The following is a 26,960-nucleotide window of genomic DNA, read 5'->3' as shown; positions in this document are numbered from 1 at the left end:
TTCTATTATTAATAATTAAACAAAGTGCAATTTTTATGAATGTTTGTATCTAAAAATAAATTTCATATTAATTGAATCTTAAATTTAACGTATATTTAATAGTATTTTACGGCAATTTTACTATTATTTAAATACTGTACTAAACCTAACTATATAGGCGTTATTACTAAGTTTAAAGCATTTTAAAATTAAAAAAAATTATGATGAAAAAAATTGTTAAAGGATTGGGAATATTTATTTTGGTTATTATTATAGCCTTAATTGCTACTCCTTTTATATTTAAAGACAAAATAAAAACAATTGTTTTAAAAACAATTAATGAAAATGTTGATGCAACTGTTGCTTTTAATGAAGTTGATTTAAGTTTGCTTAAAAATTTTCCAAAGGCAAGTATTACTATAGATAATTTAAACATTGTAAATAAAGCTCCTTTTGAAAATGACACCTTATTTAATGCCGATAACTTTACTCTTAAAATGAGTATTAAAGAACTTTTTAAAGGAAATGAAGATCCAATTAGCATTGAAAGTTTTAGCAGCGAAAATGCCAAAGTTGCAATTATTTTTAATAAAGATGGTGTTGCTAATTACGATATTGCTTTAAAAAACGATACTGAAAATAACACTTCAGAAAATTCAAGTTTTGAAGTTAATTTTCAAAATTATACAATTAAAAATTTACAGTTTATTTATTTAGATGAAAGCACCAATACAAAAGTAATTTTAGATAGTATTTACCACGAAGGTAGTGGTGATTTTAAAAATCAATTGCTAGATTTAGATACTAAAACAACTGCAAATTTATCTTTTGAAATGGATAATAAATCCTATTTAAAAAATATAGCATTATCTCTTGATGCAGTTTTAGGCTTAGATTTAGAAAATTCCATTTATACGTTTAAAGAAAATAAAGCACTTATAAATCAGCTTCCTTTAGAGTTCGATGGTTTTATTAAACTAATGGATGCAGGGCAACAATACAACTTGTCGTTTAAAACGGCTACCTCATCATTTAAAAACTTTTTAGGTTTGGTTCCAGAAACTTATTCTGGAAACTTAAATCAGGTAAAAACCACTGGAGATTTTATGGTAAATGGAACAGTGAATGGAAATTTAACCGAAACTACTATTCCAAAATTTGATGTAGAAATTACGTCAAACAATGCATCATTTCAATATCCAGATTTACCAAAATCTGTTAAAAACATACTTATAAATACACGTATTATTAACCAAACCGGAATTGTAAAAGACACCTATGTAAACTTAGATAAATTATCTTTTACAATAGATGAAGATGTATTTAATGCAAAAGCTACAATTAAAAATATTACCGAAAATGCACTTGTAAATGCCGAGCTTAAAGGGGTTGTTAATTTGGCTAATATTACAAAAGCATATCCTGTAAAATTAGAAAAACCATTATCTGGAATTTTAAAAGCGAATGCAATAACAAGTTTTGATATGAATTCTGTAGAAAAAAGTCAATACCAAAATATTAAAAATTCTGGTAGCATTAGTTTAACAGACTTTAATTATGAAGGTCCAGAAATGGCAAAACCTTTTAAAATAAATAATGCCGAAGTTGTATTTAATCAAACTCAAATTAACCTAAAACAATTTAATGCTGAAACTGGAAATTCCGATCTTCAAGTATCTGGTGTTTTAGATAATTTTTACGGATTTTTATTTAAAGATCAAGTATTAAAAGGAAACTTCAATTTAAATTCTAACAAATTTGTTGTTTCAGATTTTACAACAACTACCACAACAGATACTACAACTGTAGCAACTTCAGAAGCATTAAAAATACCTTCTTTTTTAGATTGTAGCTTAAGCGCAAAAGCAACAACTGTAGTTTATGATAATTTAAATTTAAAAGAAGTTTCTGGAGACTTAATTATTAAAGATGAAAGTGTTTTGTTAAGCAACTTAAACATGGATATTTTTGATGGAAAAATTGGATTAAACGGAAAGGTTTCAACCAAAGAGACAACTCCTACTTTTGAAATGGATTTAGGATTAGATGCCGTAAATATAGCAGAGTCTTTTACACAATTAGACATGTTAAAATCTATTGCGCCAATTGCAAATGCCGTTCTTGGAAAATTAAATTCGACCATAAAATTATCGGGAAATTTAACAAATGAAATGACTCCCGATCTTAAAACTATATCTGGAGATTTATTAGGGCAATTATTAAATCCAGAGCTTAAAACCTCTAATTCTAAGTTGCTTTCTGCAATAAGCTCTAATGTTAACTTTATAGATCTTGAAAAATTAAATTTAGACAATTTAAAAATGGCTTTATCTTTTGAAGATGGTCAGGTTCAACTAAAACCATTTACACTAAAATACCAAGATATTACAGCTGAAATTGGAGGTACACACGGTTTTGACCAAAGTATAAATTATACATTAAAATTTGATGTACCAGCAAAATATTTAGGAACCGAGGCTACTAATTTATTAGCAGAACTATCACCTTCAGATGCTTCAGAAATAAAAAACATACCAATAAATGCTAATTTAACTGGAAGCTTTTTAGACCCTACAGTTTCAACAGATTTAAAACAAGCAACTACTAATCTTGCTTCGCAATTAATAGAAATGCAAAAAGAAAAATTAATAAATCAAGGGACCGATGCCTTAAAAGAAGCTTTAAATAACGTAAAATCTAACGACACTGTAAATAAAACAACAACTGATACAATTAAAACTACAGAAACAGATAAAGCAAAAGATAGTGTGGTGAAAAATGCTTTAAAAAATTTATTTAAAAAGAATGAATAAGAATTTATAAGCTTTGTTAGTGCTTAATTTAAGCAAAATAAAAGGTCGTATAAAATTATTATATACGACCTTTTATGTATTTATATATGTTGTTTAACAACTGTTTAAACTAAACCATTTGCAATTAAATATTCGGCAATTTGAATAGTATTTGTTGCAGCTCCTTTACGTAAATTATCTGCAACTACCCACATATTTAAGGTGTTTGCTTGTGATTCATCTCTACGGATACGACCAACAAAAACTTCATCTTTATTATGCGCATAAATCGGCATTGGATACGTATTTGTATCTAAATTATCTTGCACAATAACACCAGGTGTTTCTGCTAATAGTTTACGAACTTCAGCCTCCTCAAAATCATTTTCAAACTGAATATTAACTGCTTCAGAATGTCCTCCAGCTGTTGGAATACGAACCGCAGTTGCAGTTACAGAAAAAGAATCATCTCCTAAAATTTTCTTAGGTTCTTTTACCAATTTCATCTCTTCTTTTGTATAACCGTTTTCTAGAAAAACATCACATTGTGGAATTGCATTTCTATTAATTGGATAATGGTAAGCCATTTCTCCTTTAATTCCTTTTGTTTCATTTTCTAATTGTTCAACAGCTTTTACACCTGTACCAGAAACCGACTGATATGTTGAAACAACCAAACGTTTCATTTTATATTTTGCATGCAAAGGAGCTAAAGCCATTACTAATTGTATAGTTGAACAATTAGGGTTTGCAATAATCTTATCTTCTTTAGTTAAAACATCTCCATTAATTTCAGGAACAACTAATTTTTTTGTTGGATCCATTCTCCAAGCAGAAGAATTATCTACAACTGTAGTACCTACTTCAGCAAATTTTGGCGCCCATAACTCAGAAGTGGTTCCACCTGCAGAAAATAAAGCAATATCTGGCTTTGCATCAACAGCATCTTGTAACCCAATAATTGTATAGTTTTTTCCCTTATACTCTAATTGTTTACCAACAGAACGTTCTGAGGCAACTAATAATAATTCTGTAATTGGAAAATTACGTTCCGCTAAAACTTGTAACATTACGTTTCCTACCATTCCCGTGGCACCTACAACAGCTACTTTCATTTATTTTATATTTTAATTTTTAATACTCCTGCAAATTTTATAAAAAAACGTGACAATCTCTCCTAATTATTTGAAAATTAACAAATAAATATTTTTTTGTTAAAAACCTTTAATTTTATAAATTAAAATTATTGTAATATGGGTACAATTGTTGATACAACTAACAAAATTTTTATAATGAAAAAAATACTACTTACAACCTTCTTTCTATTTTCAACTTTTTTATCCTTTTCACAATATATTGAAGGTAAAGTAGTAGATGCACAAACCAATAAACCTATTGAAGGTGTTAATGTTTTCTTGGATGCAATAAATAGAGGAGCAGTAACAAATGAAAAAGGGGTGTATTACTTAAAATTTCCATATGAAATAGTTAAAAGTGGTACTATACGGTTTTCTCATATTACTTATAAAGAAGTTGAAATTCCTTATACACAAGAAAAAAAAGAGTATTCGGTAAGTCTTTTAATTGATTTACAAAAGTTAGAAGAAGTTAACTTATCTTATCGTAGAAATCTAAAAAAAACAATTTCTTATAAGACACTTTCTTCAATGAAAAATGCGGTGCATTCTTTTGGTTCTTTGTTAAAAGATGGGAAAATATATGTTGTTGGTGGCGATGCTTCTTTTGAGCACAACCAATTCAAAAAAGTAATGGAATATGATCCAGATAGACTTTTTGAAAAATTAACAAACGGTACCATTAGAAATTATAAAGTAGATAAATATAAAGGCGATTTACAAACTTATGATTTAAAAAAAGATGTTTGGACAAGATCAAAATCTAAATTTAGAAAAAGAGCCTATCATAATTTAAATCTTTATACCAATAAAATAGTTGTATTAGGTGGTAAAAATATTTCTGCCAATGGGAAATTTGAATATTTAGATGATAAAATAGAAATATTTAATATAGAAAAAGATACCATAATTATTGACCATACAAACCCGCATCAAGCAATAAATTTTGCATCCTTTACCTATAAAGATAAAATGATTTTAATGGGAGGATCTATTAAACTAAAAAACAATGGATTAAAAGAGTATTCTAACAAAGTACATTTGTATGATTTTAAAACCGGAAATTGGTACAAAATTGGAAATATGCCAATCCCTAAAGAAGTTAAAGGTGTTTTAGTAGAAAATAAAATTTACTTAATAGGTGGTTCTAATAAGCGTACTTTAACATCTATTGAAGTATTTGATCTTAAAACTCAAAAATGGACAAAAGAAGGAAATTTATTTTACGGCATTAATAAACCAGCATTAACCTATCATAATAATATTATTTACATTTTTAATAATGGAAAAATTAATACTTACAATACTATTACCAAAGAACTTAATGAATATTTAATTGAATTATCTTTAGAAGCTTCAGAGCTATTTTATGCAAATAATAAATTATATATACTTGGTGGTTTTAAAGAAAACAATTTCTCTTTACGCCCTTCAAAAGGTCTTTATAGTGTTGATTTAAATGAATTTAATAATACACGGATAAATAATTCAAAAACACTCTAATTTGTTATAATTTATTTGAAATACATATAAATACCAATAGTTATTATAAAAAACGTAATTTTGCAAAAAATCAAAAAGAATAATTAATTATTCAAATATATTGTTTAACTAAAAAAGTATAGCATGCAACTGTACAATAAGTTAAGCGCTGAAGAACGTGCCCAATTAATTGATAAGGCAGGGAAAGACCGTTTAACCATATCGTTCTATCAATATTATAAGATAGAAAATCCACATATATTAAGAAACCATTTATTTATAGAATGGGATAAACTTGAGGTATTAGGAAGAACTTACGTATCTAATGAAGGAATTAATGCACAAATATCTGTTCCATCAGAAAATTTAGAAGCACTTAAACAACAATTAGATAGTATTTCATTTCTTAAAGATTGCCGTTTAAATATTGCTATTGAGCAACACAACAAATCGTTTTTAAAATTAAAAGTAAAGGTTAGAGATAAAATTGTAGCCGATGGTTTAAATGATGAAACTTTTGATGTTACCAATAAAGGAATTCATTTAAATGCCGAAGAATTCAATAAAAAATTACAAGACCCCAACACCATTTGTGTTGACATGCGCAATCATTACGAAAGTGAAATTGGTCATTTTGAAGGCGCTGTAACTCCCGATGTTGACACCTTTAGAGATTCTTTAGATATTATTGAAGCCGATTTAAAAGATCATAAAGAAGATAAAAACTTGTTAATGTATTGTACCGGCGGAATTCGATGCGAAAAAGCTAGTGCTTATTACAAACACAAAGGTTTTAAAAATGTTTTTCAGTTGGAAGGTGGTATTATCGAATACACTCGCCAAGTAAAAGACAAAGGCTTAGACAATAAATTTATTGGCAAAAATTTTGTTTTTGATCATAGAAGATCCGAAAGAATTTCAGAAGATGTTATTGCAAACTGCCACCAATGTGGCGAACCTTGCGACACACATGTAAATTGCGCAAATGAAGCTTGCCATTTATTATTTATTCAATGTGAAAAATGTGCAGCAAAAATGGATACGTGTTGTTCTACAGCATGTCAAGAAATTATTAAATTACCTTTTGAAGTCCAAAAAGAATTGCGAAAAGGAGTTCCAAATAGCAATAAAATTTTTAAAAAAGGACGTTCAGAAGTTTTAACTTATAAAAAATAAAAATGCAGAAAATTGAATTAATGGCTCCGGCCGGAAACTTTGAATCTTTACAAGCTGCTTTAGATAACGGTGCAGATTCTGTATATTTTGGTGTTGAACAACTAAATATGCGAGCAAGAGCTACTATTAACTTTACATTAGACGATTTACAAGAAATTTCGGATAGGTGTAAGGCTAAAAATGTTAGAACTTATCTTACACTAAATACCATAATTTACGATCACGATTTAACCATTGTAAAAACCTTAATTCAAAAAGCAAAAGATGCAGATATTACTGCGGTTATTGCTATGGATCAGGCGGTTATTGCAACAGCAAGAGAAATTGGAATGGAAGTTCATATTTCCACTCAAATTAATATCACCAATTTTGAAACTGCTAAATTTTACGCCATGTTTGCCGATACTATGGTGTTAAGTCGAGAGTTGAGTTTACGCCAGGTTAAAAAAATTACTGAACAAATTGAAAAAGAAAATGTTTGTGGACCTTCTGGAAGATTGGTAGAAATTGAAATATTTGGTCACGGTGCATTATGTATGGCAGTTTCTGGAAAATGTTATATGAGTTTACACAACCATAATTCTTCAGCAAACAGAGGTGCCTGCAAACAAAATTGCCGAAAAAAATATACTGTTATAGATCAGGAAACTGGTGTTGAAATGGAGTTAGATAACGAGTATATTATGTCTCCAAAAGACTTATGTACCATCGATTTTTTAAACGAAATTGTAGATGCTGGCGTAAAAGTGTTAAAAATTGAAGGAAGAGGTAGAGCTCCTGAATATGTTGCAAAAGTAATTAAATGTTACCGCGATGCTATTGATAGTATTGAAGCTGGAACCTACAGTAAAGAAAAAGTAGTCTCTTGGATGCAAGAACTAGAAAAAGTGTACAATCGTGGTTTTTGGAGCGGTTATTATTTAGGACAACAGTTAGGTGAATGGAGTAAAGGCTCTGGAAGCCATGCAACGCAAAAGAAAGTATACCTTGGTAAAGGAATGCATTATTTTCCAAAGGCAAATATTGGTGAGTTTAAAATTGAAGCTTATGATATTGCTATTGGAGACACTATTTTAATTACAGGTCCAACAACTGGAGCTAAAGAAATGGAAGTAAAAGAAATGTTTGTAAATGATGTTAAAGGTGAAAAAGGAAGTAAAGGAGATTCTGTAACAATTCCATTAGAGTTTAGAATAAGACCTTCAGACAAATTGTATAAAATTGTTGAAAACAAAGTAGAAGCTTAAATGGTAATAATTACCTTACAAAGAGCCAAATGTATTGGTTGCAATTATTGTGTTGAATTGGCTCCAGCTCAATTTCAAATGTCTAAAAAAGACGGGAAATCTGTACTATTGCATTCCAAAGAAAAAAAGGGATTTTTTACCATAAAATCACCCGACGATACTATATTTAATGATAGTATGAAGGCAAAAGAAGCCTGTCCGGTAAAAATTATTGATGTAAAACAAACTTAAAAACCATTTTTTAACGTTTTACAGTTAGCATTTTTAATTTATCTTTACAAATTAGTGAAGATTGTAGAATTGGATTTCAATTTTACTTAACTTATAAATAAAAAAGAATATATGAGCTGTAATAATTGCTCTTCAGATATAAATAGTGTACCGAAAGGATGTAAAAGTAACGGAAGTTGTAGTTCTGGAGGCTGTGAAAAGCTTTCAGTTTTCGACTGGCTATCTAATATGGCACTTCCTTCTGGTCAAGAAGCATTTAATATTGTAGAAGTACGATTTAAAAATGGACGTAAACATTTTTATAGAAATCAAGATAAATTACAAATTTCAATTGGAGATATAATTGCAGTTGAAGGGAATCCAGGACACGATATTGGTACAGTTTCTTTAAGTGGAGAACTTGTAAAAGTTCAAATGAAAAAGAAAGGAGTATCTATAGATAGTGAAGATATTAAAAAAATATACCGTAAAGCTACCCAAAAAGATATTGATATTTGGCAAGCAGCACGTGCAAAAGAATACGATACTCAATACAAAGGTCGTGAAATTCTAGGCAGATTAGGATTAAAAATGAAGCTGTCAGATGTTGAATATCAAGGAGATGGAAACAAAGCTACCTTTTATTATACTGCAGATGAACGTGTAGATTTTAGACAGTTAATTAGAGATTTAGCGAGTGCATTTAACATTCGTATTGAAATGAAACAAGTTGGTTTGCGTCAAGAAGCAGCACGTTTAGGTGGTGTAGGATCTTGTGGTAGAGAACTATGTTGTTCTACTTGGTTAACCGATCTACGTAAAGTAAATACAACCGCTGCACGTTACCAACAACTTTCTTTAAATCCACAAAAACTAGCAGGACAATGTGGTAAATTAAAATGTTGTTTAAATTACGAATTAGATACGTATTTAGATGCTTTAAAAGGTTTCCCAAAACAAGATACTATTTTAAGAACTGAAAAAGGAAATGCAAGTTTTGTGAAAATGGATATTTTTAAAGGCTTGCTTTGGTATACGTATATTGAAAATAGAAGTAAATGGTTTAAATTAACTCTAGAACAGGTTAATGAAATTATAGCTTTAAACAAAAATCAAGAAAAGGCTACATCGCTTGAAGATTATGAAGAAGATTTAATTGAAGAAATAAAAGCTGATTTTGAAAATGTTGTTGGACAAGATAGTTTAACTCGTTTTGATGCTCCTAAAAGAACTAAAAAACGTAGAAACAAAAAACGAAAAACACAAAATTCTAGAAACAAAGGTCAAAATCCAAAATCTAAAAACCCAAACCAACAAACCAAAACTGCTGGAACTCAAAACTCAAACCAAAAACCTAAACCAAATCAAAAGCCCAAAGCTGCAAGAACTAAAAAACAACATCCAAATCAGCAAAAGAAAACTGTAAAACCAGCTGAAAATAATGCAAACAAAACAAATCAGCAAAGAAATAAACCCAATAGAAATAAAAAAAGAAGACCTCCTAAAAAAAGTGCAAACAATACTAACAAAGAATAATTATTTAGTTACACTACTATGCATACTATTTTTAGTATCGTGTACTAGTGCAATAGATTATAGCAGTTATAAATCTATTGATAAGCATCAATGGTTTTCAGAAAATAGTATAGAATTTATTGTGAACAATACAGATACTATTTCAAAAAAAAATGTGTTTATAAATATTAGAAACAATAAAGATTATGAATTTAGTTCATTGTTTTTAATCGCAAAAATTGAATTTCCAAGCGGATTTCAAGTAACTGATACTTTGGAATATGAAATGACAGATCTTGAAGGAAATTGGCTAGGATCCGGGTTTACAGAATTAAAAGAAAATAAACTTTTTTATAAAGAAAATGTATTGTTTTCAGAAAAAGGAGCGTATAAATTTAATATCAAACATGCTACTAGAAGCATAGACGATATTAATGGTGAACTTCCATTAAATGGAATTACAGATGTAGGTTTAAGTATAGAAAAAGTAATTGAATAATGACAAAAAAAGAAACTGTTAACACTGATTTTTCAAAATATATTAAATGGTTTTGGATCATCATAATAGGTGGTACTGCTATGGTAGTATTACTATTTTTATTTGCTTCTTGGGGTTTTTATGGAAAACTTCCAACATTTGAAGAATTAGAAAATCCAGAACATAATTTAGCTACTGAAGTTATTTCAATTGATGGAAAAACCTTAGGGAAATATTATAAAGAAAATAGAACCCCCGTAAAGTATAAAGACTTACCAAAAAGCTTAATAAAAGCTTTAGTTGCTACAGAAGATGAACGTTTTTACGAGCATTCTGGTGTAGATTTTAAAGCCACTGCTCGCGCAATTGCAAAACTTGGTAAAGATGGTGGAGGAAGTACAATAACTCAGCAATTTGCAAAACTATTAGTGCATGGAGAGGGCTCTAAAAATATTGCTCAAAGATTAATGCAAAAATTTCAAGAATATGTTGTTGCCGTTCGTTTAGAGCGCCAATACACAAAACAAGAAATTTTAACAATGTACCTAAATAAATACGATTTTCTTAACCAAGCAGTTGGTATTAGATCTGCTTCACGTATTTATTTTGGTAAAGAACCAATAGATTTAACAGTGTCTGAATCTGCAATGCTAGTTGGAATGCTTAAAAACTCTTCATATTACAATCCTTTAAGAAGAGAAGAGTTAGTATTAAATCGAAGAAATGTTGTCTTAAGCCAAATGCATCGAAATAATTTTATTTCAGAAAAATTAAAAGATTCTTTACAACAAAAAGGCTTAGAATTAAACGTAAATAGAGAAAGCCATAGCGATGGAAATGCTACGTATTTTAGAGAATATTTACGCGATTTTATGAAAACTTGGATTAAAAACAATCCAAAACCAGATGGCACAGATTACAATTTACATAGAGACGGATTAAAAATTTATGTAACACTAGACTCGCGTATGCAACAACATGCCGAAGATGCAATGGCAGAACATATGTCTAATTTACAACGCGTGTTTGATAAAGAACAAAAACGAAATAAAACAGCACCTTTTTACGACATTGATAAAACCCAAATTGCAACTACCATAAGTCAAGCAATGAAACGCTCTGAGCGTTGGAGAAAAATGAAAAATAATGGCGCTTCTGAAAAAGAAATAAAAGCATCTTTTGATAAAAAAACAGAAATGAAAGTATTCTCTTGGAAAGGAGATATAGACACTATTATGTCGCCAAAAGATTCTATTTTATATTACAAACAATTTTTAAGATCTGGTTTATTATCTATAGAACCACAATCTGGACATGTAAAAGCATGGGTTGGTGGTGTTAATTACAAACACTTTCAGTTCGATGCTGTAAAACAACAAAAACGTCAGGTTGGTTCAACTTTTAAACCATTTGTATACGCAACAGCTATCAATCAGTTAAACCTATCTCCTTGTACAAAATTTCCAAATACATTGTATACAATTCCTAAAGAAAAATATGGAATGCCTCTAGATTGGACACCTGAAAATGCAAGTGATGATTATGGTGGAGAATTAACTCTAAAAGAAGCTTTAGCAGGTTCTGTAAATGTAGTTACTGCTAAACTAATTGATATGGTACATCCAAAAAATGTGGCAAGTTTAGCACATAGAGCCGGAATAACTTCAGAAATACCAGAAGTTCCATCAATTGCATTGGGCTCTGTAGATTTATCGTTATATGAAATGGTTGGTGCCTATGCAACTTTTGCAAATAAAGGACTACGTGTAGAACCTATGATGATTCTAAAAATTGAAGACAAAAACGGTACAGTTTTAGAACAATTTACACCAGATTCAAAAGAGGTTTTAAGTGAAGAGTCTGCTTATGTAATTATTAATCTATTAGAAGGTGTAACGCAATCGGGTTCAGGGATTCGTTTACGTAGTAGATGGGGAAAATATCCACAAGATGTTTCAACAGGGTATCCATATCAATTTACCAATCCAATTGCAGGTAAAACTGGAACAACTCAAAATCAATCCGATGGTTGGTTTATGGGAATTGTACCAAATTTAGCAACTGGAGTTTGGGTTGGAGGTGAAGATAGAGCAACGCATTTTGCAGGTATTACATTTGGTCAAGGTGCAACTATGGCACTTCCAATTTGGGCTTTGTACTATAAAAAATTATATGCCGATCCAAAATTAAATGTGAGCATGGAAGCTTTTGATAAACCTGAAGATTTAAGTATTGAAATTGATTGCTCAAAATCTGAAGATACAGAACTAAACGAAGCTGATTCTATAGATGAAGATCCTGAATTTTAAATATAACTATGAACAAAACCGCTTGGAAACCTTCAAAAGACATAATTGAAAGTAGCAACATTTATAAGATGATGCTACATTATGGTTTTGATAATTACCAAGATTTTTGGAAGTGGTCTGTAACAAATAAAGCAGCTTTTTGGGAAGCAACAGTAGAAAATTTAAAAATTAAATTAGCGCAAAATTATACTGCAATTTTAGATGTTTCTAAAGGTGTAGAAAATGCAGCTTGGTTAAAAGATGCTACGCTCAATATTGTTGATTCATGTTTTCAGAACGAGGATAATGCCACAGTATTAATTTTTCAAAAAGAAGGTGAAAAAGCACAAAAAGTTTCACAAAAAGCACTCTTAAATTTAGTAAACCAAATAGCTAACGGATTGTTAGATTTAGGTTTAAAAACAGGCGATAAAATTGCTATTAATATGCCAATGACCTTAGAGGCTGTTGCCATTTATTTAGCAGGTATTAAGGCTGGAATGCCAATAGTTACTATTGCAGATAGCTTTACACCTAATGAAATTGCAGTTCGCTTAAAAATAACTTCGCCTAAAGTAATTTTTACACAAGACATCTTAAAAAAAGGTGAAAAAGAAATACAACTTTATCAAAAAGTAGTAGAAGCAAATGCTCCAAAAACAGTTGTTGTACCAACATTAAAAAACGATGTTTCTTTAAGAAAAAATGATGTTTTTTGGAGTGCTTTTTTAAGTTCAAAAACAACATTTAAAACTGTAATTCAAAAACCTGAAGATATTATTACAATTCTATTTTCATCTGGAACTACAGGAGCTCCAAAAGCAATTCCGTGGACACACACAACGCCTATAAAATGTGCTAGTGATGCATTTTACCATCAAAATATTCATAAAAATGATGTGGTATGTTGGCCAACAAATTTAGGTTGGATGATGGGACCTTGGCTCGTTTTTGCTTCATTAATAAATAAAGCTACAATAGCATTGTATTATGGAACACCAACCGATGCTAATTTTGGTGAATTTGTGCAAAATGCAAATGTTACCATGTTAGGTGTAATTCCAAGTTTTGTAAAATATTGGAAAAGTTCTAAGTGTATGGAACAATTTAATTGGAATAAAATACAATGTTTTAGCTCAACTGGCGAAATATCTAATCCAATTGAAATGACATACCTAATGCAATTAGCAAATAATAAACCTGTTATAGAGTATTGCGGAGGTACAGAAATTGGAGGTGGTTATGTAACAAGTACAGTAATTCAACCAAATATTGCAAGTACATTTTCTAGCCAGGCATTAGGTGGCGAGTTTATTTTATTAAATACCGACAATAACAAAGCTAAAAAAGGAGAATTATTTCTAATTCCTCCAATAATGGGGCTATCAACTACGTTACTTAATAGTAATCATTATAACGTGTATTATAAAAATACACCAAAATATAACGGTAAATTGTTACGTAGGCATGGCGATCAATTAGAACAATTAGAAAACGGTTATTATAAAATGCTTGGAAGAGTAGATGATGCAATGAATTTAGGAGGAATAAAAGTAAGTTCTGTTCAAATTGAAGCCGTAGTAAATAAATTAGATTTTATAAAAGAATCTGCTGCAATTGCAGTAGCTCCAAAAAATGGCGGTTTAAGTAAATTAGTTGTTTATTATGTTGAAAGTTCTTCGAAAATTAATACTAATGAGCGTTTTCAACTAGCTAAAAATTGTATTAAAAAACAATTAAATCCATTATTTAAATTAACAGATTTAGTAAAAATTACTATATTACCTAGAACGGCATCAAATAAAATAATGCGGAGAAAATTAAGAGAACTATATTTAAAAAAATAAATGTTTGTCATTCCTGCGCAGGCAGGAATCCATTTTCATACTGTATGGATTCCTGTTTTCACAGGAATGACAAGATTAAAAAAGTTTATAGAAAATTAAAATAATGAAAATAATATCATATAACGTAAATGGCATTAGAGCTGCCTTAAAAAAAGGACTTATTGAATGGTTAGAAGCTGCAAATCCAGATGTGCTTTGTATTCAAGAAACTAAAGCACATAAAGAACAATTAGATTTAGAATTGTTTGAAAAAGCAGGTTATCCCTATCATTATTGGTTTTCAGCAGAAAAAAAAGGATATAGTAGTGTTGCAATTTTATCGAAACATAAACCAAACCATGTAGAATATGGAACAGGTATTGAATCTATGGATGTAGAAGGTAGAAATTTACGCATAGATTTTGATGATTTTTCTGTAATGAGTTTATACTTACCTTCTGGAACTAATGATGCTCGTTTAGACTTTAAATTAAATTACATGGCCGAATTTCAAGAATATGTAAATAACCTAAAAAAAGAAATTCCAAACTTAATTATTTGTGGAGATTATAATATTTGTCACGAAGAAATTGACATTCACAATCCAAAAATGAAAGGTGTTTCAGGGTTTTTACCTGTTGAACGTGAATGGATAGGTAATTTTATTGATAGTGGATTTATAGATTCTTTCCGTTATTTAAACAAAGAACCGAATCATTATTCGTGGTGGAGTTACAGAGCAAACGCCAGAAATAACAATAAGGGTTGGCGTATAGATTATCATATGGTAAGCGCTCCTTTAAAAGACCGTATTAAAAGGTCATACATTTTACCTGAAGCAAAACATTCAGATCATTGCCCAATTGTAGTAGAAATAGAATCATAAAAATTAAAAAAATAAGATAATGTTAAAAAAAGTAGCAATTTTATTGGTTATAACATTCACATTAAATGGATGTGTTTCAAAAAAAGTATATCAAGAATTAGAAACAAAATTTAATAAATTAAGAACTTCTAATTCAGAATTAATTAAAGAAAAAGATGCTTTATTAACTGCTAAACAAGGTTTGGAAGCAGAATTAGCAACACTTAAAGATGAATATGAAACATTAAAAAATGAAAAAAAATCATTGGATAATGAATACGCTTCACTTCAAAATAAATATAAAAATTTAGACGAATCGTATGCTGCATTAGCAACTCAAAGTTCACAAAAACTAGCAGAACAATCTAAAACAAATCAAGATTTATTAGTGCAATTAGAAGAAAAAGAACGCAAATTATTTTTAGAAAGTGAACGCTTAGAAAACTTGCAAAAAGAGTTAGACAAACGCTCTCAAGAAATTGATGAATTGCAAGCTTTAATAGATGCTAAAGAAGCTCAAATGCAACAATTAAAAAATGCAATTTCAAGTGCATTACACAATTTTGAAGGAAATGGTTTAACGGTGGTTCATAAAAACGGAAAAATCTACGTTTCTATGGAAAATAAATTATTATTTAGCTCTGGAAGTTGGGCTGTTGGTACAGAAGGTAAAAATGCCGTAGAACAGTTGGCAAGTGTTTTATCTCAAAATCCAGATATAAATGTGCTTATTGAAGGACATACAGATAACGTACCTTACAAAGGCACAACTCTAATAGACAATTGGGATTTATCTGTAAAGAGAGCAACTGCAATTGTTAGAATATTAAAAAACAAAGGCGTAGATCCAACACAAATTACAGCTGCAGGTAGAAGCGAATTTGTACCAATTAGCGATAATACTACTGCTGAAGGAAAAGCTAAAAACCGAAGAATTGAAATTATTTTAGCTCCTAATTTAGATGAAATCTCTAAACTATTAAAGGAATAAAAACCTAATGAAGCAGCTATTAAATATTGCATTACTACTTTATTTTAGTGTCGGATTTTCTCAAATAAAATCCGACACAATAAAGTTAGAACCAGATACTATAAAGCTTCAATCTTTTGAAGATTCTAAAGTATTATTTTCTAATGGAGACACATTATTGTTAAAAAATACAGACACTTTAGGGTTTAAAGAACACGTAGAAGCTACATTAATAGATAGTTTATGGTTACACGAATTAATAAAATCTCCTTTGTATGATACCATACAGTATGTGTTAAAAGATGATGAAATTTTAATAACTGAATTAGAAGAATTACCTACCGAATTACTAAAAGAAAGATTAGCTTTATTAGATAGTAAAACACCTTTTCATATAGAATACAATCCAGAATTAGAACAAATAATTAAAACTTATTTAAAAAGAAGAAAATCATCTTTTTCTACTTTAATGGAGCGTGCACGTTTCTATTTCCCTTTGTTTGAAGAGCAACTAGATAATTACGATATTCCTTTAGAAATGAAATATTTAGCAATTGTAGAATCTGCTTTAAGACCAAGAGCACGTTCTAGAGTTGGGGCAACTGGTTTATGGCAATTTATGTACCAAACCGGAAAACAATTTAATTTAAATGTAAGCTCTTATGTAGATGAACGCTCAGACCCTTATAAAGCAACAGAAGCTGCTTGTAAATTTTTAGCCAGTTTATATAAAATTTTTGGCGATTGGGATTTAGCTTTAGCCGCCTACAATTCGGGTCCTGGAAATGTTAGCAAAGCAATTAGACGTTCTGGAGGAAATACTAATTATTGGAATATTAGACATAATTTACCACGTGAAACGGCTAATTACGTACCTGCTTTTTATGCTACTTTGTATATTTTCGAATATGCTAACGAACACAATATAAAAGCTAAAGAAAGTACACTTGCATATTTTGAAACCGATACTGTTCAAATAAAAAGACAATTAACTTTTGAACAACTTTACGAAACTATAAATGTTGATATTGAAGTGCTTCAATTTTTAAACCCACAATATAAGCTAGACATTATTCCTTATGTAAAAGACAGAAATTACACACTTACATTGCCCGTAAAAGACATCGGTAAATTTTTAAGTAACGAAAAAGAAATCTATGCTTTTGCCGATGTTGAAGATGCCAAACGAGAAAAACCATTACCACAATATGTAGAAGAAAATTCAAGAACTACTTATAGAGTTAAAAGTGGTGATTATTTAGGCAAAATTTCAGAAAAATTTGGTGTTTCTGTAAGCAATATTAAACGATGGAATAATATGCGTTCAACACGTTTAAAAATTGGACAACGCTTAACAATTTATCCTAAAAGAGTAAATACTGTTACAAATTCTAAACCCCAAAAAACAACTAAAAAACCATTACCAATAGGGCCGCATGAAATTTACACCGTACAATCCGGAGATTCGTTATGGTTAATAGCTCAAAAATATTCGAATGTTTCTGTTCAAAATATTAAAGATTGGAACAATATTTGGAGTGTAAAAAGTTTGAAGCCAGGAACCAAATTAAAAATTTTTAAAATTTGATTTGATTTTCAGGATTATTTAAACTTAGATAGTTAAATAGCAACCAAAATAATAAAACAAACTTTTAAAAATGAAAAAAATTAGCTTAGTACTTGTAATTACTGCTTTATTTATTTCTTGTGGATCAGGTGAATCCAAAAAAACATTAAAAGAAGCAAATGGAAGAATTAATCACTTATTAGTAGTTATGAAAAATAGCGAATGGCAAGGTCAATTAGGTGACGAACTTCGTAAAATTATTGCAGAACCTGTATTGGGTTTACCACAACCAGAATCTCAATTTGAGGTAACACAAGTACCACCAGACAGTTTTTCTAGTATGTTTAGAGCCACCAGAAATGTATTAAATGTTGGTATTGGAGAAGAAACTTCTTTTTCTGTAAGTTCAAATGTATATGCAGCTCCTCAACAAATAATTACTATTATTGGAGAAAATAAAGAAGCTTTAATTGCTGAAATTCAAAAAAATAGTGAAAAAATTGTCAAGATTTATAAAGATGCTGATATAATTTCTGTTCAAAAAAATATTTTAAAAAACTTTTGGGATCCAACTCAAATTGAAACATTTACAAAACAAGGATTTTCTCTTAAAATTCCAAAAAAATACAGAAAAGTTGAAGACAACGGAGAATTTGTATGGTACCGCTATCATTTAAACGGAGATAATAGTATGGAATTAATGGCTTACACGGTTCCTATTACTTCTAAAGATGATGAAAATGGTAACAATATTGTAGCAATACGCAATGCCTTTGGAAAAAAGAACATTCCTGGTCAAATTGATGATTCGTATATGATGACTGAAGAAGCCTACTCTCCTCATATATTTGAAGTAGAAGTAGATGGAAAAAAAGCTTTTGAAACTCGTGGAAAATGGGAAGTTAAAAATGTATATATGGCAGGTCCGTTTTTAAGCTATACCGTTGTAGATAAACCAAATAACAGATTGGTTGTTGTTGAAGGTTTAACATTTGCCCCTTCTATTAACAAACGCGATTATATGTTTGAATTAGAAGGTATTTTAAAAACTTTAAAAATAAATTAATCAATTACAATCCTATACAATAAACCTAAAAATTTACCTACGGTAGTGTTAATATAAACTATTACTGTAGGTAATTTTTTTATATACTAGTATTAAATAATACTTATTCTTTTTTAATTAAAAGATAATAATCGTTTTCTAAAGCAAGATAACCTTGATTGTATATATAATAATAGGTATTTCCTGTTTTGGTAGTATAAATTGAAGTAAAAAAATTAAAATCAAAGTTACCATCTAATAATTTGGTTCTAGATACCTTGGTTTTCCCCGAACTATTTAACTCACAAAGCAATTTGTAATTTTTACGAAGCCTATTATTTACGTTTCTAATTAAATTTTTACTATCCTTATTTACTCTATTATTGTAAGAATTTCTACAATAATCCGAACAGAATTTTTTATCAATCCTTCCGTGGATTGGTTCTTTACATTCTAAACAAGTTTTCTTTTCCATAACTTAAACTTTTATAGCACTTTGTACCTTTTTTCAAACACCAATATACTAAAAATTATCCGTTCACAAACGACTACAAACATTTACATCCGAAAGTAACTATATAACAACCGAATAAAAATAGATTGGTTTTAAATATTTGCACCGTTGAGTTGACCAAATGATATTCAACGTATAAAAACTTATCTTATGAGTACGTTAAGAAACAAAGTACAGTTAATTGGAAATTTAGGAAACAACCCAGAAATTATTTCATTAGACTCTGGTAAAAAATTAGCAAAGTTTTCTCTTGCTACCAACGAAAGCTTTAAAAATGCTCAGGGCGAAAAAGTTACAGAAACACAATGGCATAATTTAGTTGCTTGGGGAAAAACAGCCGAAATTGTAGAAAAATATTTAGAAAAAGGAAAAGAAGTTGCCATTGAAGGTAAACTAACCACACGAAACTACGAGGACAAAGAAGGTACTAAAAAATATATAACAGAAGTGCTTGTTAATGAACTTTTAATGTTAGGAAATAAACAGTAGAAAAAATAGTTATAAAAATAAAAAAGAGTATCGATTTGATACTCTTTTTGTGTTGTTATTAATTTAAATTTTAGCAGCTTTTAATAATTGTAAAAACACAACTAATAATAAATAACACTGCACAATAAGAAATGTAGTACGTAAACCAAAAAAAGAAATTATTAATGAAAGAAATTTAACAGCTAGAATCTATAATAATAACTTAAATAATTATAAGGTGTTTAACAGTAGTTACAATTACAGCAGCTATATTAGCAACAAAATAGAATTAACAATTAGCTGTGCTTTTTTAACAAGCAAAAAACATTTTTCGGGTTAAAAAAAAGCTTAAAAAAGTAAGAATTTGCTTGTTATAGCAGTAAAAACACTTATTTTATCTCAAAAAAAAGCTAAAAAACATGAAATATCATCAATTTTAAAGCTCCATAATATTAAGAAAAACACATTAATTACCAAACTTAAACTAGTGTAATATATTGTATATTAACATATTAAACACTTAAAACAACAATTAAAGTTATAGGATGCTAAAAAAAAATTAGTTTTAGCAATTCAATTATTGCATAATAAAAAAAATTATGTAGTTTTGTTAACTAATTGTAATAACACAAGTTTATTAACCTATTTAAATTTTAAAGAATATTAATTAAAAAGTTACAAAATGAAAAATTTAAAAAAATTGTCGGTAGTATTATTTGCTACTTTACTAAGTTTTAACTTCACATCATGTATTGATGACGGAGTTTCTGACGCTGTAGACCAAGTATACTTGGCGCAAGCAGAATTCCTTAAAGCACAAGCTGCATTAAAAGAAGCAGATGCTCAAAAAGTTGTAGCAGAAGCTGCCTACCAAGATGCGTTAGCTGCAGTTGAAACAGCAAGAGCTGCTGGGATTGATGCTATGACAGAAAACCAATTGCTTCAAAACGAAGCTCAAGTTGAAGCAAATGCGCTTCAAGCACAAAAAAATGTTATTTTCTTAGCTGAAGAAGAAGCTAAATTAGAAGTAGCATTACAAACACAAATGAATTTATTGCAAGCTGCACAAAGCGAGTATGAAGTTGCAATGGTTAATTTAGGTGAAGCTGTAGCAGCTGCTAAAGATGCACTTATTTTAGGTTACTATGGTGATTATGCAACTGTAACTGCTGAACTTCAAGAATTGTATGAAGACAAAATCGAAGCTGAACATGATCTTGCTGTAAAAGAATTAATGTTGGTTGCAATTAATAACCCTGTTGATATGGTTTCTAGGGCTTATTACCAAGCAATGTTAGAAGCTGAATTAGCTGAATTAGAAGGTAAATTAGTAGCTGAAGAAGCTAACTTAGCTGCCTTAGAAGCTATTACTGAAGCTGATGCTGGAGCTCCTGCACAAGCTATTACAGATTTAGAGGCTCAAATTGCTGTTTTAAAAGAGCAATATGATGCTGTTGTAATTGAGCATGCTGAAGCTATAAATGCTAAAGATCAAGCTCGTGAAGCTTGGGAAGCTTCTACAGCTGAGTATAATGAAGTAATTGATGCTGAAGATCTTTTAAAAGCTGCTATTGCTGCTAAAAAAGCACATACAGACCAAATGGCTGCTGATACTGCATCTATTGCAACATACCAAAATATTATTGATGTTAAAATTCCAAATGCTGAACAAGCTGTTACTGATGCTGTAACTGCTTACACTGGAACTATTACTGATTTAGAAGCTGCTCAAGATGCTTTAGGAACTCAAGAAGATACTTTTGGAGATCCTTTCGTATGGCCAGCTTATGATGATGATAAAATTGATCCTGCTGTAACTTTATACGATGAGTGGTTTAACGCTGCTATTGATGAAGAAATTGCTGATTACGCTTTATCACAAGCAAATTATTATTACACTCCTCAATATCCAGGGGTTCCTTATGTTGTAGATTTAGAATATGCTTATACTAGTGCTGAAAATGCTCTTGCTACTTATGTTCCTGGTACACCTATTGCTGACTTAGAGGCTGCATTAGCTGATGCATTAGCTGAAGAGGTTGCTGCACAAGCTGCTTGGATTGCTGATCCTGATGGATTTACTATTGACGCTGGTGATGATGGTGTTGCCGGTGAAAACCAAACAACTACTGGTGAAACTTGGGTTCAAGTTGTTTCTTATGGTTTATCAGGTCCTACTTTTGGAACTGTTACTTATGATGCTTTTGCTTCTGTTCAATTAGGTGAAGATGTTGTTGATGATCCTCTTACTCCAGCTGATGAAACAGTTACTTCTGTAGCTGTATCAGGTGTTACAACTGCTCCTTTCCCAGCTGTTACTGTTATTGATGGTACTATGGTTGGTGAATGGTTCAACGTTGAAGCAGATGATTCTTCAACTCCAAACTTCTGGAGATTATTAAATGCTAGAGAAGCTGCTTATAATGCGCAAGCTAATTTAGATATGGAAGTTGATGGTGTTTCTGATGTTACTGAAGATAGAGATGAGGCTCTTGAAGAAGTTGTTAAAGCTTATGCTGCTTTAGGTTATGAATTCCCTACTGATGGAACTTTAGATGCCTCTGATATTTTAGCTGTTGAAGCTTATATTGTTGAATTAGGTGACGCTGCTACTGCTGCAAATGAAGCTGAAAATGAAGCTCAAAACGCTGTAAATGAAGCAATGACTGCTATTGGAACTACATTTAATAAATTTGATAGCCCAGCTGATTGGATTGCTTTAGGATCTAATGCTTCAGTTGATAGTAATGATTTAAATGACAGTGATCCAAATACATTATTTGAAGAAGTTGAAAACGCTTTAATTAACTGGTCAATTGCTAAACAAAAATTAGATGCCTTAGGTACAGTTGCTTACAACCAAGGTAAAATTGATGATTTAGAAACTGAATTAGAAGAATTAGATGCTTTATTACCAGCTCACGATTTAGCAATTGCTGATTTACAAGCTAGATATGATGCATTACTTGCTGAATTTGGATTTGACACTACAGCTTGGGATTTCGAAGGAGATATGGGATATGAAGAAGCAGGTATTTTATATAACTTGCCTTTATACGCTGAATACTTAGATGCTGTAGAAGCTTATAGTGCTGTTAACGCAAAATTTGTAAGTTTAGCAATTCAAATTGAAGACCTTGAAAACTTAATTGATGCTTATGCTTTTGTACAAAGTGGAGATTTTGTAACTGATGGTACAAACGTAGCTGACTTTATGGAAGACGTTGCTGAAGATATTGAGCAATCTAAAGAAGATATAGCTGAATTAGAAGAAGACATTGAAATCCAAAAAGGATTAGTTGCAACAGGAATTGTTGATAAAGATACAGCTGAAGCTTGGGTAGCTGAATACGAACGTAGATTATCTCTTTTAGAAACAGAAATCGAAGGTTACGAAACTGCTGCTGCTAGTTTATTAGCTAGAATTAATGCTTTATTAAACTAATTAAAGTTTTTTTAAGAAATATTGAAACTGGAGAGTTCGCTCTCCAGTTTTATTAAACAAATTAGTCGAATCTTAAAGAACTTTAATAATATGAAAAACAAAATAATTTTAAGCATCTTACTGGCAACGTTTACCGTTGTAGGTATGAGTGCTCAAGATAAAGATTCACACAAAAAAGGGGATAAACAAGAGTGTAAAGAATGTAAAGACGCTCCAAGGTTTGCTCCAAAAAAAGGAGATTTTACAGCTCAAATGTTATTTGGACAAGGTAATTTTGCAAATTACAGTTTGTATGTGCCTGGGTCAAATGCTTCTAATCCAACCTCATCTAGTTCTAATACTGTTTATAGTAGCCAACTTTATGTTAAAGAGGTTAGCGCTAATGAAAACAGCATTACTAATATGACTGGTGCTGAATTTAGATATTATGTGAGTGATAAAATTGCATTAAAAGCGAGTGGTGCTCTTATTTTAAGAGATACACCTTTCCAAGTTAATGTACCTGGAGTACAAGATCCTACTACTGGTAATTGGATTATTCCAAATTATGGTGCTGTTGATGCAACTGAGGAAACTCAAGCGCAATTCTCTATTGGTGCTGAATTTTTATTAAAAACAAAAAATGAGAGATTATTTCCTTATGTTGGGGTAAACTTACCATTTGATTATGCAAGAGGGTCTGTGTTTACACCAGCTTCTATTGATACAAATGGAAATGTTTCTATTCCTGATACTGGGTCTCGTCATTACGAAGTTGTTGCATATAGTGCACAAGCTATTGCTGGTGTAGATTACTATGTAGCAAAAGGATTATTTATTGGTTTTGAAATAAAACCATTATCTTATACTTACGCTACTAGCGTTAAGTCTCCTGCTCCTGAACTAAGTAATTTAGAAGTAGAAAATAGTACATTTTCAATGTTTGCTCAATATAACTTTAAAGTTGGGTTCAAATTTTAACTTGTGGGATATTACTATATTACAAAAAGGCTACCAATTTGGTAGCCTTTTTTTTGCTTGTTATTTAATAAAAAGCGTTTATTTTAGTAATATAAAAATTAAGTAACTTAAAGCTTAAATTTAGAGATAGTATAGTTTAACTTAGTGTAGTACTTGGCTCTTGTTTAAGTTATTTAATAAATGTTTCGTAAATCTTATCAACTATGGTTTGTGCAAGTTTAATTTTAGATTCAACTGTCCAACCAGCAATATGCGGTGTTAATAACACATTATTAGCATTAATTAAATAATTAAAGGCTTCTGGTAGGTTATCATTTTCAAATAAATTTTCAAAAGATAATTTTTCGTATTCTAGTACATCTAAACAAGCACCCAAAACTTTTTTACAAATTAATGCTTCTACTAAATCATCTGTTACTACAGCAGAACCTCTAGCGGTATTTATAAGGTAAAAAGGCTTTTTAAAAGCATTTATAAAGTCTAAATCTACCATTTTATGCGATAGCTTGTTAAATGGAGTATGTAAGCTTAAAACGTCCGCTTTTGCTTGTAACTCTTGTAGCGGAACTTGGGTACAATTATCATCTCCTACATTAGCTTTAATATCATAACAAATAAGCTCTACATCAAAACCTTTTAATTTTTTAGCAAAAGCTTTTCCCATATTACCGTAACCAATAATACCTATAGTTTTACCTTCTAATTCTATACCTCTATTATCCTCTCGTAACCATTTTCCATTTCTTATTTCTAGATCGGCTTTTTTTAAATTATTAAACAAAGCCAATAACATACCAAGCGCTTGTTCTCCAACAGCGTTTCTGTTACCTTCAGGTGCAGAAATTAAATGGATTCCCTTTTTATGAGCATACTCAACATCAATACTTTCTAATCCTGCTCCTACCCTAGCAATGAATTTTAAATTAGTAGCAGCATCTATAAAAGTTTTATCAATTTTAAATCTACTTCTAATTACAATACCATCATAATCAGAAATTATTGCTTCTATCTCAGTTTTAGAAGCAGTATAATTTTCAACATTTTGACATCCTAAATCGTTTAGTTTAGTAATCAATAATGGATGATTTGTATCTAAATGAAGAATTTTCATAATTAATACTGTTCTTTATCGTTTGGAAAGTCTTTACTTTTAACATCTGAAATATAGCTTTGGAAAGCTCCAGTCATTTCATCATAAAGATCTAAATATCTTCGTAAAAATCTTGGATGAAATTCTTGGGTCATTCCTAACATATCATGAGTAACTAATACTTGACCATCAACTCCATTTCCAGCTCCAATTCCAATTACTGGAATAGAAATACTTTTAGCTACTTTTTCGGCTAAAGCTGCAGGTATTTTTTCAAGTACCAATGCAAAACAACCTAATTGTTCTAATAATTTAGCATCTTCTAAAAGTTTAGCTGCTTCTTGTTCTTCTTTTGCTCTAACAGTAAAAGTTCCAAACTTATAAATAGATTGTGGTGTCAATCCAAGATGTCCCATTACAGGAATTCCTGCAGTTAAAATTCTTGAAATAGATTCAGCAATTTCACTACCACCTTCTAATTTAACAGAATGTCCTCCAGATTCTTTCATAATTCTTATGGCAGAATCTAAGGCACTTTTAGAATTTCCTTGATAACTACCAAAAGGTAAATCTACAACAACAAGAGATCTGTTAGTTGCTCTAACAACAGAACTAGCATGATAAATCATTTGATTTAAAGTAATAGGCAAAGTGGTTTCATGACCAGCCATTACATTAGAAGCAGAATCACCAACTAAAATTATATCTATTCCTGCATTATCTACAATTTTAGCCATAGTATAATCGTAAGCAGTTAGCATGGCAATTTTCTCGCCATTTTTTTTCATATCAGTTAATGATTTTGTTGTAATCTTTTTGTAACTTTTTTTTGCAGTTGACATTTTTGTTCAATTTTTAAGTAAAGGGTAAAAGTAATGAAAATTAAGATTATTAGTATGAAGATTAAACAGTAGTATTAATAAAAAAAACTAAATAAAATGTACTTTTAACAGGTAATAGTTCGGATATTGATAAAATTAAAGGTAAAACTTTGATAGTAAATATATTAAAATTAATTTTGCAAAAATTTAACTGATTTGAAAAACCCCACTAAAAATTCTGAAGCATACATTACAGAACTTGAAGATAAAATTATTGACTTAAGTTTAAAGTTAAAAAAACAAACAAGTTTATTAGAAACAAACAACAGTAAGCATAACCAATTACTAAATAAACTAACACATAATTTAAAAAACCCAATTGGTAATGCGTTTTGTTTTTCGGAAATGATGCTAGAAGATTTAGATGTATATACTCAAGAAAAACTTGAAAAACATCTAAATATTATAAAAGACACATCCAAATATGCGATTGATTTATTAAATAATTTTTCAATTTTTCAAGGTATAAATAATCCCGACTGTGTATACAGTTTCAAAAAAACAACTTATACTGATTTGGTTGAAGAAACTAAAGATAAAATAAGTAACAATACACAAAGGAATATTACAATTTTAACTGAAGAAACCGCAAAAAATGCATTTGAAATAACAATAGATGATGAAAAAATTGCATTAGCTCTAAAACAAATAATAGATAATGCTGTGCGTTTTTCAAACAAAGAATCTAACGTTACTATTGCTATAACCACAACTAATACAAGTATTGAAACCGTAATAACCGATAAAGGTATTGGTATTTCTGAAAAAAATTTAGATAATGTTTTTAAAGATTTTTTTACAGTAGATAAATACGATTTAGAAAGAAAAAAATGTATAGGTCTAGGTCTTCCTCTAGCTCAAAAAATAATAAAAAAACACAACGGTACACTTTCAATAAAAAGTATTTTAAATGAAGGTACTACAGTAAAATTAACATTACCGAAAAGTGTTTAAGCAGTAATTTTATTTACACTTCTTTTAAATATAGTAATAAAAATAAAAATTGTGTATCTTTAAATATTCGGA

The 26,960-nt window shown here is 29.9% G+C and carries 21 protein-coding genes; 17 read left to right on the top strand and 4 right to left on the bottom strand.

Annotated features, from left to right (window positions below; all coding sequences use genetic code 11):
* Positions 1-203: 203 nt before the first annotated feature.
* A complete protein-coding gene (locus MHL31_RS11470; RefSeq protein ID WP_371824119.1) occupies positions 204-2,792 on the top strand; it encodes an AsmA-like C-terminal region-containing protein in 2,589 nt (862 codons plus the stop codon).
* A gap of 104 nt (positions 2,793-2,896) precedes the next feature.
* Here the strand turns inward: MHL31_RS11470 and MHL31_RS11465 are convergent, their stop codons facing one another.
* A complete protein-coding gene (locus tag MHL31_RS11465; protein WP_240226092.1) occupies positions 2,897-3,886 on the bottom strand; it encodes an aspartate-semialdehyde dehydrogenase in 990 nt (329 codons plus the stop codon).
* A 177-nt stretch (positions 3,887-4,063) separates the two neighbouring features.
* On the opposite strand from MHL31_RS11465, the gene MHL31_RS11460 reads away from it, so the two are divergent.
* The 12 genes from MHL31_RS11460 (at position 4,064) to MHL31_RS11405 (ending at position 18,597) form a co-directional block, all read left to right on the top strand.
* A complete protein-coding gene (locus MHL31_RS11460; RefSeq protein ID WP_240226091.1) occupies positions 4,064-5,410 on the top strand; it encodes a carboxypeptidase-like regulatory domain-containing protein in 1,347 nt (448 codons plus the stop codon).
* 123 nt (positions 5,411-5,533) lie between these two features.
* Positions 5,534-6,565, top strand: a complete 1,032-nt coding sequence (locus MHL31_RS11455; protein WP_240226090.1) for a rhodanese-related sulfurtransferase — start codon at positions 5,534-5,536, stop codon at positions 6,563-6,565.
* Between the two features lie 2 nt (positions 6,566-6,567).
* Positions 6,568-7,812, top strand: coding sequence for a peptidase U32 family protein (locus tag MHL31_RS11450; RefSeq protein WP_240226089.1), 1,245 nt, complete (start codon positions 6,568-6,570; stop codon positions 7,810-7,812).
* On the top strand, positions 7,813-8,043 hold the full coding sequence (locus tag MHL31_RS11445; protein ID WP_240226088.1) for a ferredoxin: 231 nt from the start codon (positions 7,813-7,815) through the stop codon (positions 8,041-8,043). It begins immediately after the preceding gene.
* Between the two features lie 111 nt (positions 8,044-8,154).
* Positions 8,155-9,558, top strand: coding sequence for a regulatory iron-sulfur-containing complex subunit RicT (locus MHL31_RS11440; protein ID WP_240226087.1), 1,404 nt, complete (start codon positions 8,155-8,157; stop codon positions 9,556-9,558).
* Positions 9,533-10,036 carry a gliding motility lipoprotein GldH gene (locus MHL31_RS11435; protein ID WP_240226086.1) on the top strand — a complete coding sequence of 168 codons (504 nt, stop codon included), beginning with the start codon at positions 9,533-9,535 and terminating at the stop codon, positions 10,034-10,036. The genes MHL31_RS11440 and MHL31_RS11435 overlap by 26 nt, the downstream gene beginning before the upstream one ends.
* On the top strand, positions 10,036-12,324 hold the full coding sequence (locus MHL31_RS11430) for a penicillin-binding protein 1A (RefSeq protein ID WP_240226085.1): 2,289 nt from the start codon (positions 10,036-10,038) through the stop codon (positions 12,322-12,324). Before MHL31_RS11435 ends, MHL31_RS11430 begins: the two co-directional genes overlap by 1 nt.
* Positions 12,325-12,332: 8 nt before the next feature.
* Complete coding sequence (locus MHL31_RS11425) at positions 12,333-14,150, top strand: AMP-binding protein (RefSeq protein ID WP_240226084.1); 1,818 nt, start codon at positions 12,333-12,335, stop codon at positions 14,148-14,150.
* A 103-nt stretch (positions 14,151-14,253) separates the two neighbouring features.
* Positions 14,254-15,015, top strand: coding sequence for an exodeoxyribonuclease III (locus MHL31_RS11420; RefSeq protein WP_240226083.1), 762 nt, complete (start codon positions 14,254-14,256; stop codon positions 15,013-15,015).
* 19 nt (positions 15,016-15,034) lie between these two features.
* A complete protein-coding gene (locus MHL31_RS11415; protein WP_240226082.1) occupies positions 15,035-15,985 on the top strand; it encodes an OmpA family protein in 951 nt (316 codons plus the stop codon).
* A gap of 7 nt (positions 15,986-15,992) precedes the next feature.
* Positions 15,993-17,552: a lytic transglycosylase domain-containing protein gene (locus MHL31_RS11410; protein ID WP_240226081.1), complete on the top strand. Its 1,560-nt coding sequence runs from the start codon at positions 15,993-15,995 to the stop codon at positions 17,550-17,552.
* Positions 17,553-17,622: 70 nt separating this feature from the next.
* Entirely contained in the window at positions 17,623-18,597 is a 975-nt protein-coding gene (locus MHL31_RS11405) for a DUF4837 family protein (protein WP_240226080.1), read from the top strand.
* A 103-nt stretch (positions 18,598-18,700) separates the two neighbouring features.
* Here MHL31_RS11405 and MHL31_RS11400 read toward each other — a convergent pair whose 3' ends face one another.
* Positions 18,701-19,051, bottom strand: a complete 351-nt coding sequence (locus tag MHL31_RS11400) for a hypothetical protein (protein ID WP_240226079.1) — start codon at positions 19,049-19,051, stop codon at positions 18,701-18,703.
* Between the two features lie 189 nt (positions 19,052-19,240).
* Here MHL31_RS11400 and MHL31_RS11395 point away from each other — a divergent pair, with 189 nt between their 5' ends.
* From MHL31_RS11395 to MHL31_RS11385, 3 genes are all read left to right on the top strand, one after another.
* Complete coding sequence (locus MHL31_RS11395; RefSeq protein WP_240226078.1) at positions 19,241-19,579, top strand: single-stranded DNA-binding protein; 339 nt, start codon at positions 19,241-19,243, stop codon at positions 19,577-19,579.
* 661 nt (positions 19,580-20,240) lie between these two features.
* Positions 20,241-23,003: a hypothetical protein gene (locus MHL31_RS11390; RefSeq protein ID WP_240226077.1), complete on the top strand. Its 2,763-nt coding sequence runs from the start codon at positions 20,241-20,243 to the stop codon at positions 23,001-23,003.
* 90 nt (positions 23,004-23,093) lie between these two features.
* On the top strand, positions 23,094-23,963 hold the full coding sequence (locus tag MHL31_RS11385) for a BT1926 family outer membrane beta-barrel protein (protein ID WP_240226076.1): 870 nt from the start codon (positions 23,094-23,096) through the stop codon (positions 23,961-23,963).
* Positions 23,964-24,132: 169 nt separating this feature from the next.
* On the opposite strand, the gene MHL31_RS11380 is transcribed toward MHL31_RS11385, so the two are convergent.
* Together MHL31_RS11380 and panB are read right to left on the bottom strand one after the other, a co-directional pair.
* The gene (locus MHL31_RS11380) at positions 24,133-25,074 is read right to left on the bottom strand and encodes a 2-hydroxyacid dehydrogenase (RefSeq protein WP_240226075.1); all 942 of its coding nucleotides are present in this window, start codon (positions 25,072-25,074) and stop codon (positions 24,133-24,135) included.
* Between the two features lie 2 nt (positions 25,075-25,076).
* Positions 25,077-25,895 carry a 3-methyl-2-oxobutanoate hydroxymethyltransferase gene (gene panB / locus MHL31_RS11375; RefSeq protein WP_240226074.1) on the bottom strand — a complete coding sequence of 273 codons (819 nt, stop codon included), beginning with the start codon at positions 25,893-25,895 and terminating at the stop codon, positions 25,077-25,079.
* 195 nt (positions 25,896-26,090) lie between these two features.
* Between panB and MHL31_RS11370 the strand changes: the two genes are divergently transcribed.
* Positions 26,091-26,888, top strand: coding sequence for a sensor histidine kinase KdpD (locus tag MHL31_RS11370; RefSeq protein ID WP_240226073.1), 798 nt, complete (start codon positions 26,091-26,093; stop codon positions 26,886-26,888).
* Positions 26,889-26,960 lie beyond the last annotated feature (72 nt).

The organism is Lutibacter sp. A80 (genome assembly GCF_022429645.1).
Taxonomy (GTDB): domain Bacteria; phylum Bacteroidota; class Bacteroidia; order Flavobacteriales; family Flavobacteriaceae; genus Lutibacter.
The sequence above is the reverse complement of the archived record's forward strand: the minus strand, read 5'-3'. Positions and strand labels throughout refer to the sequence as shown.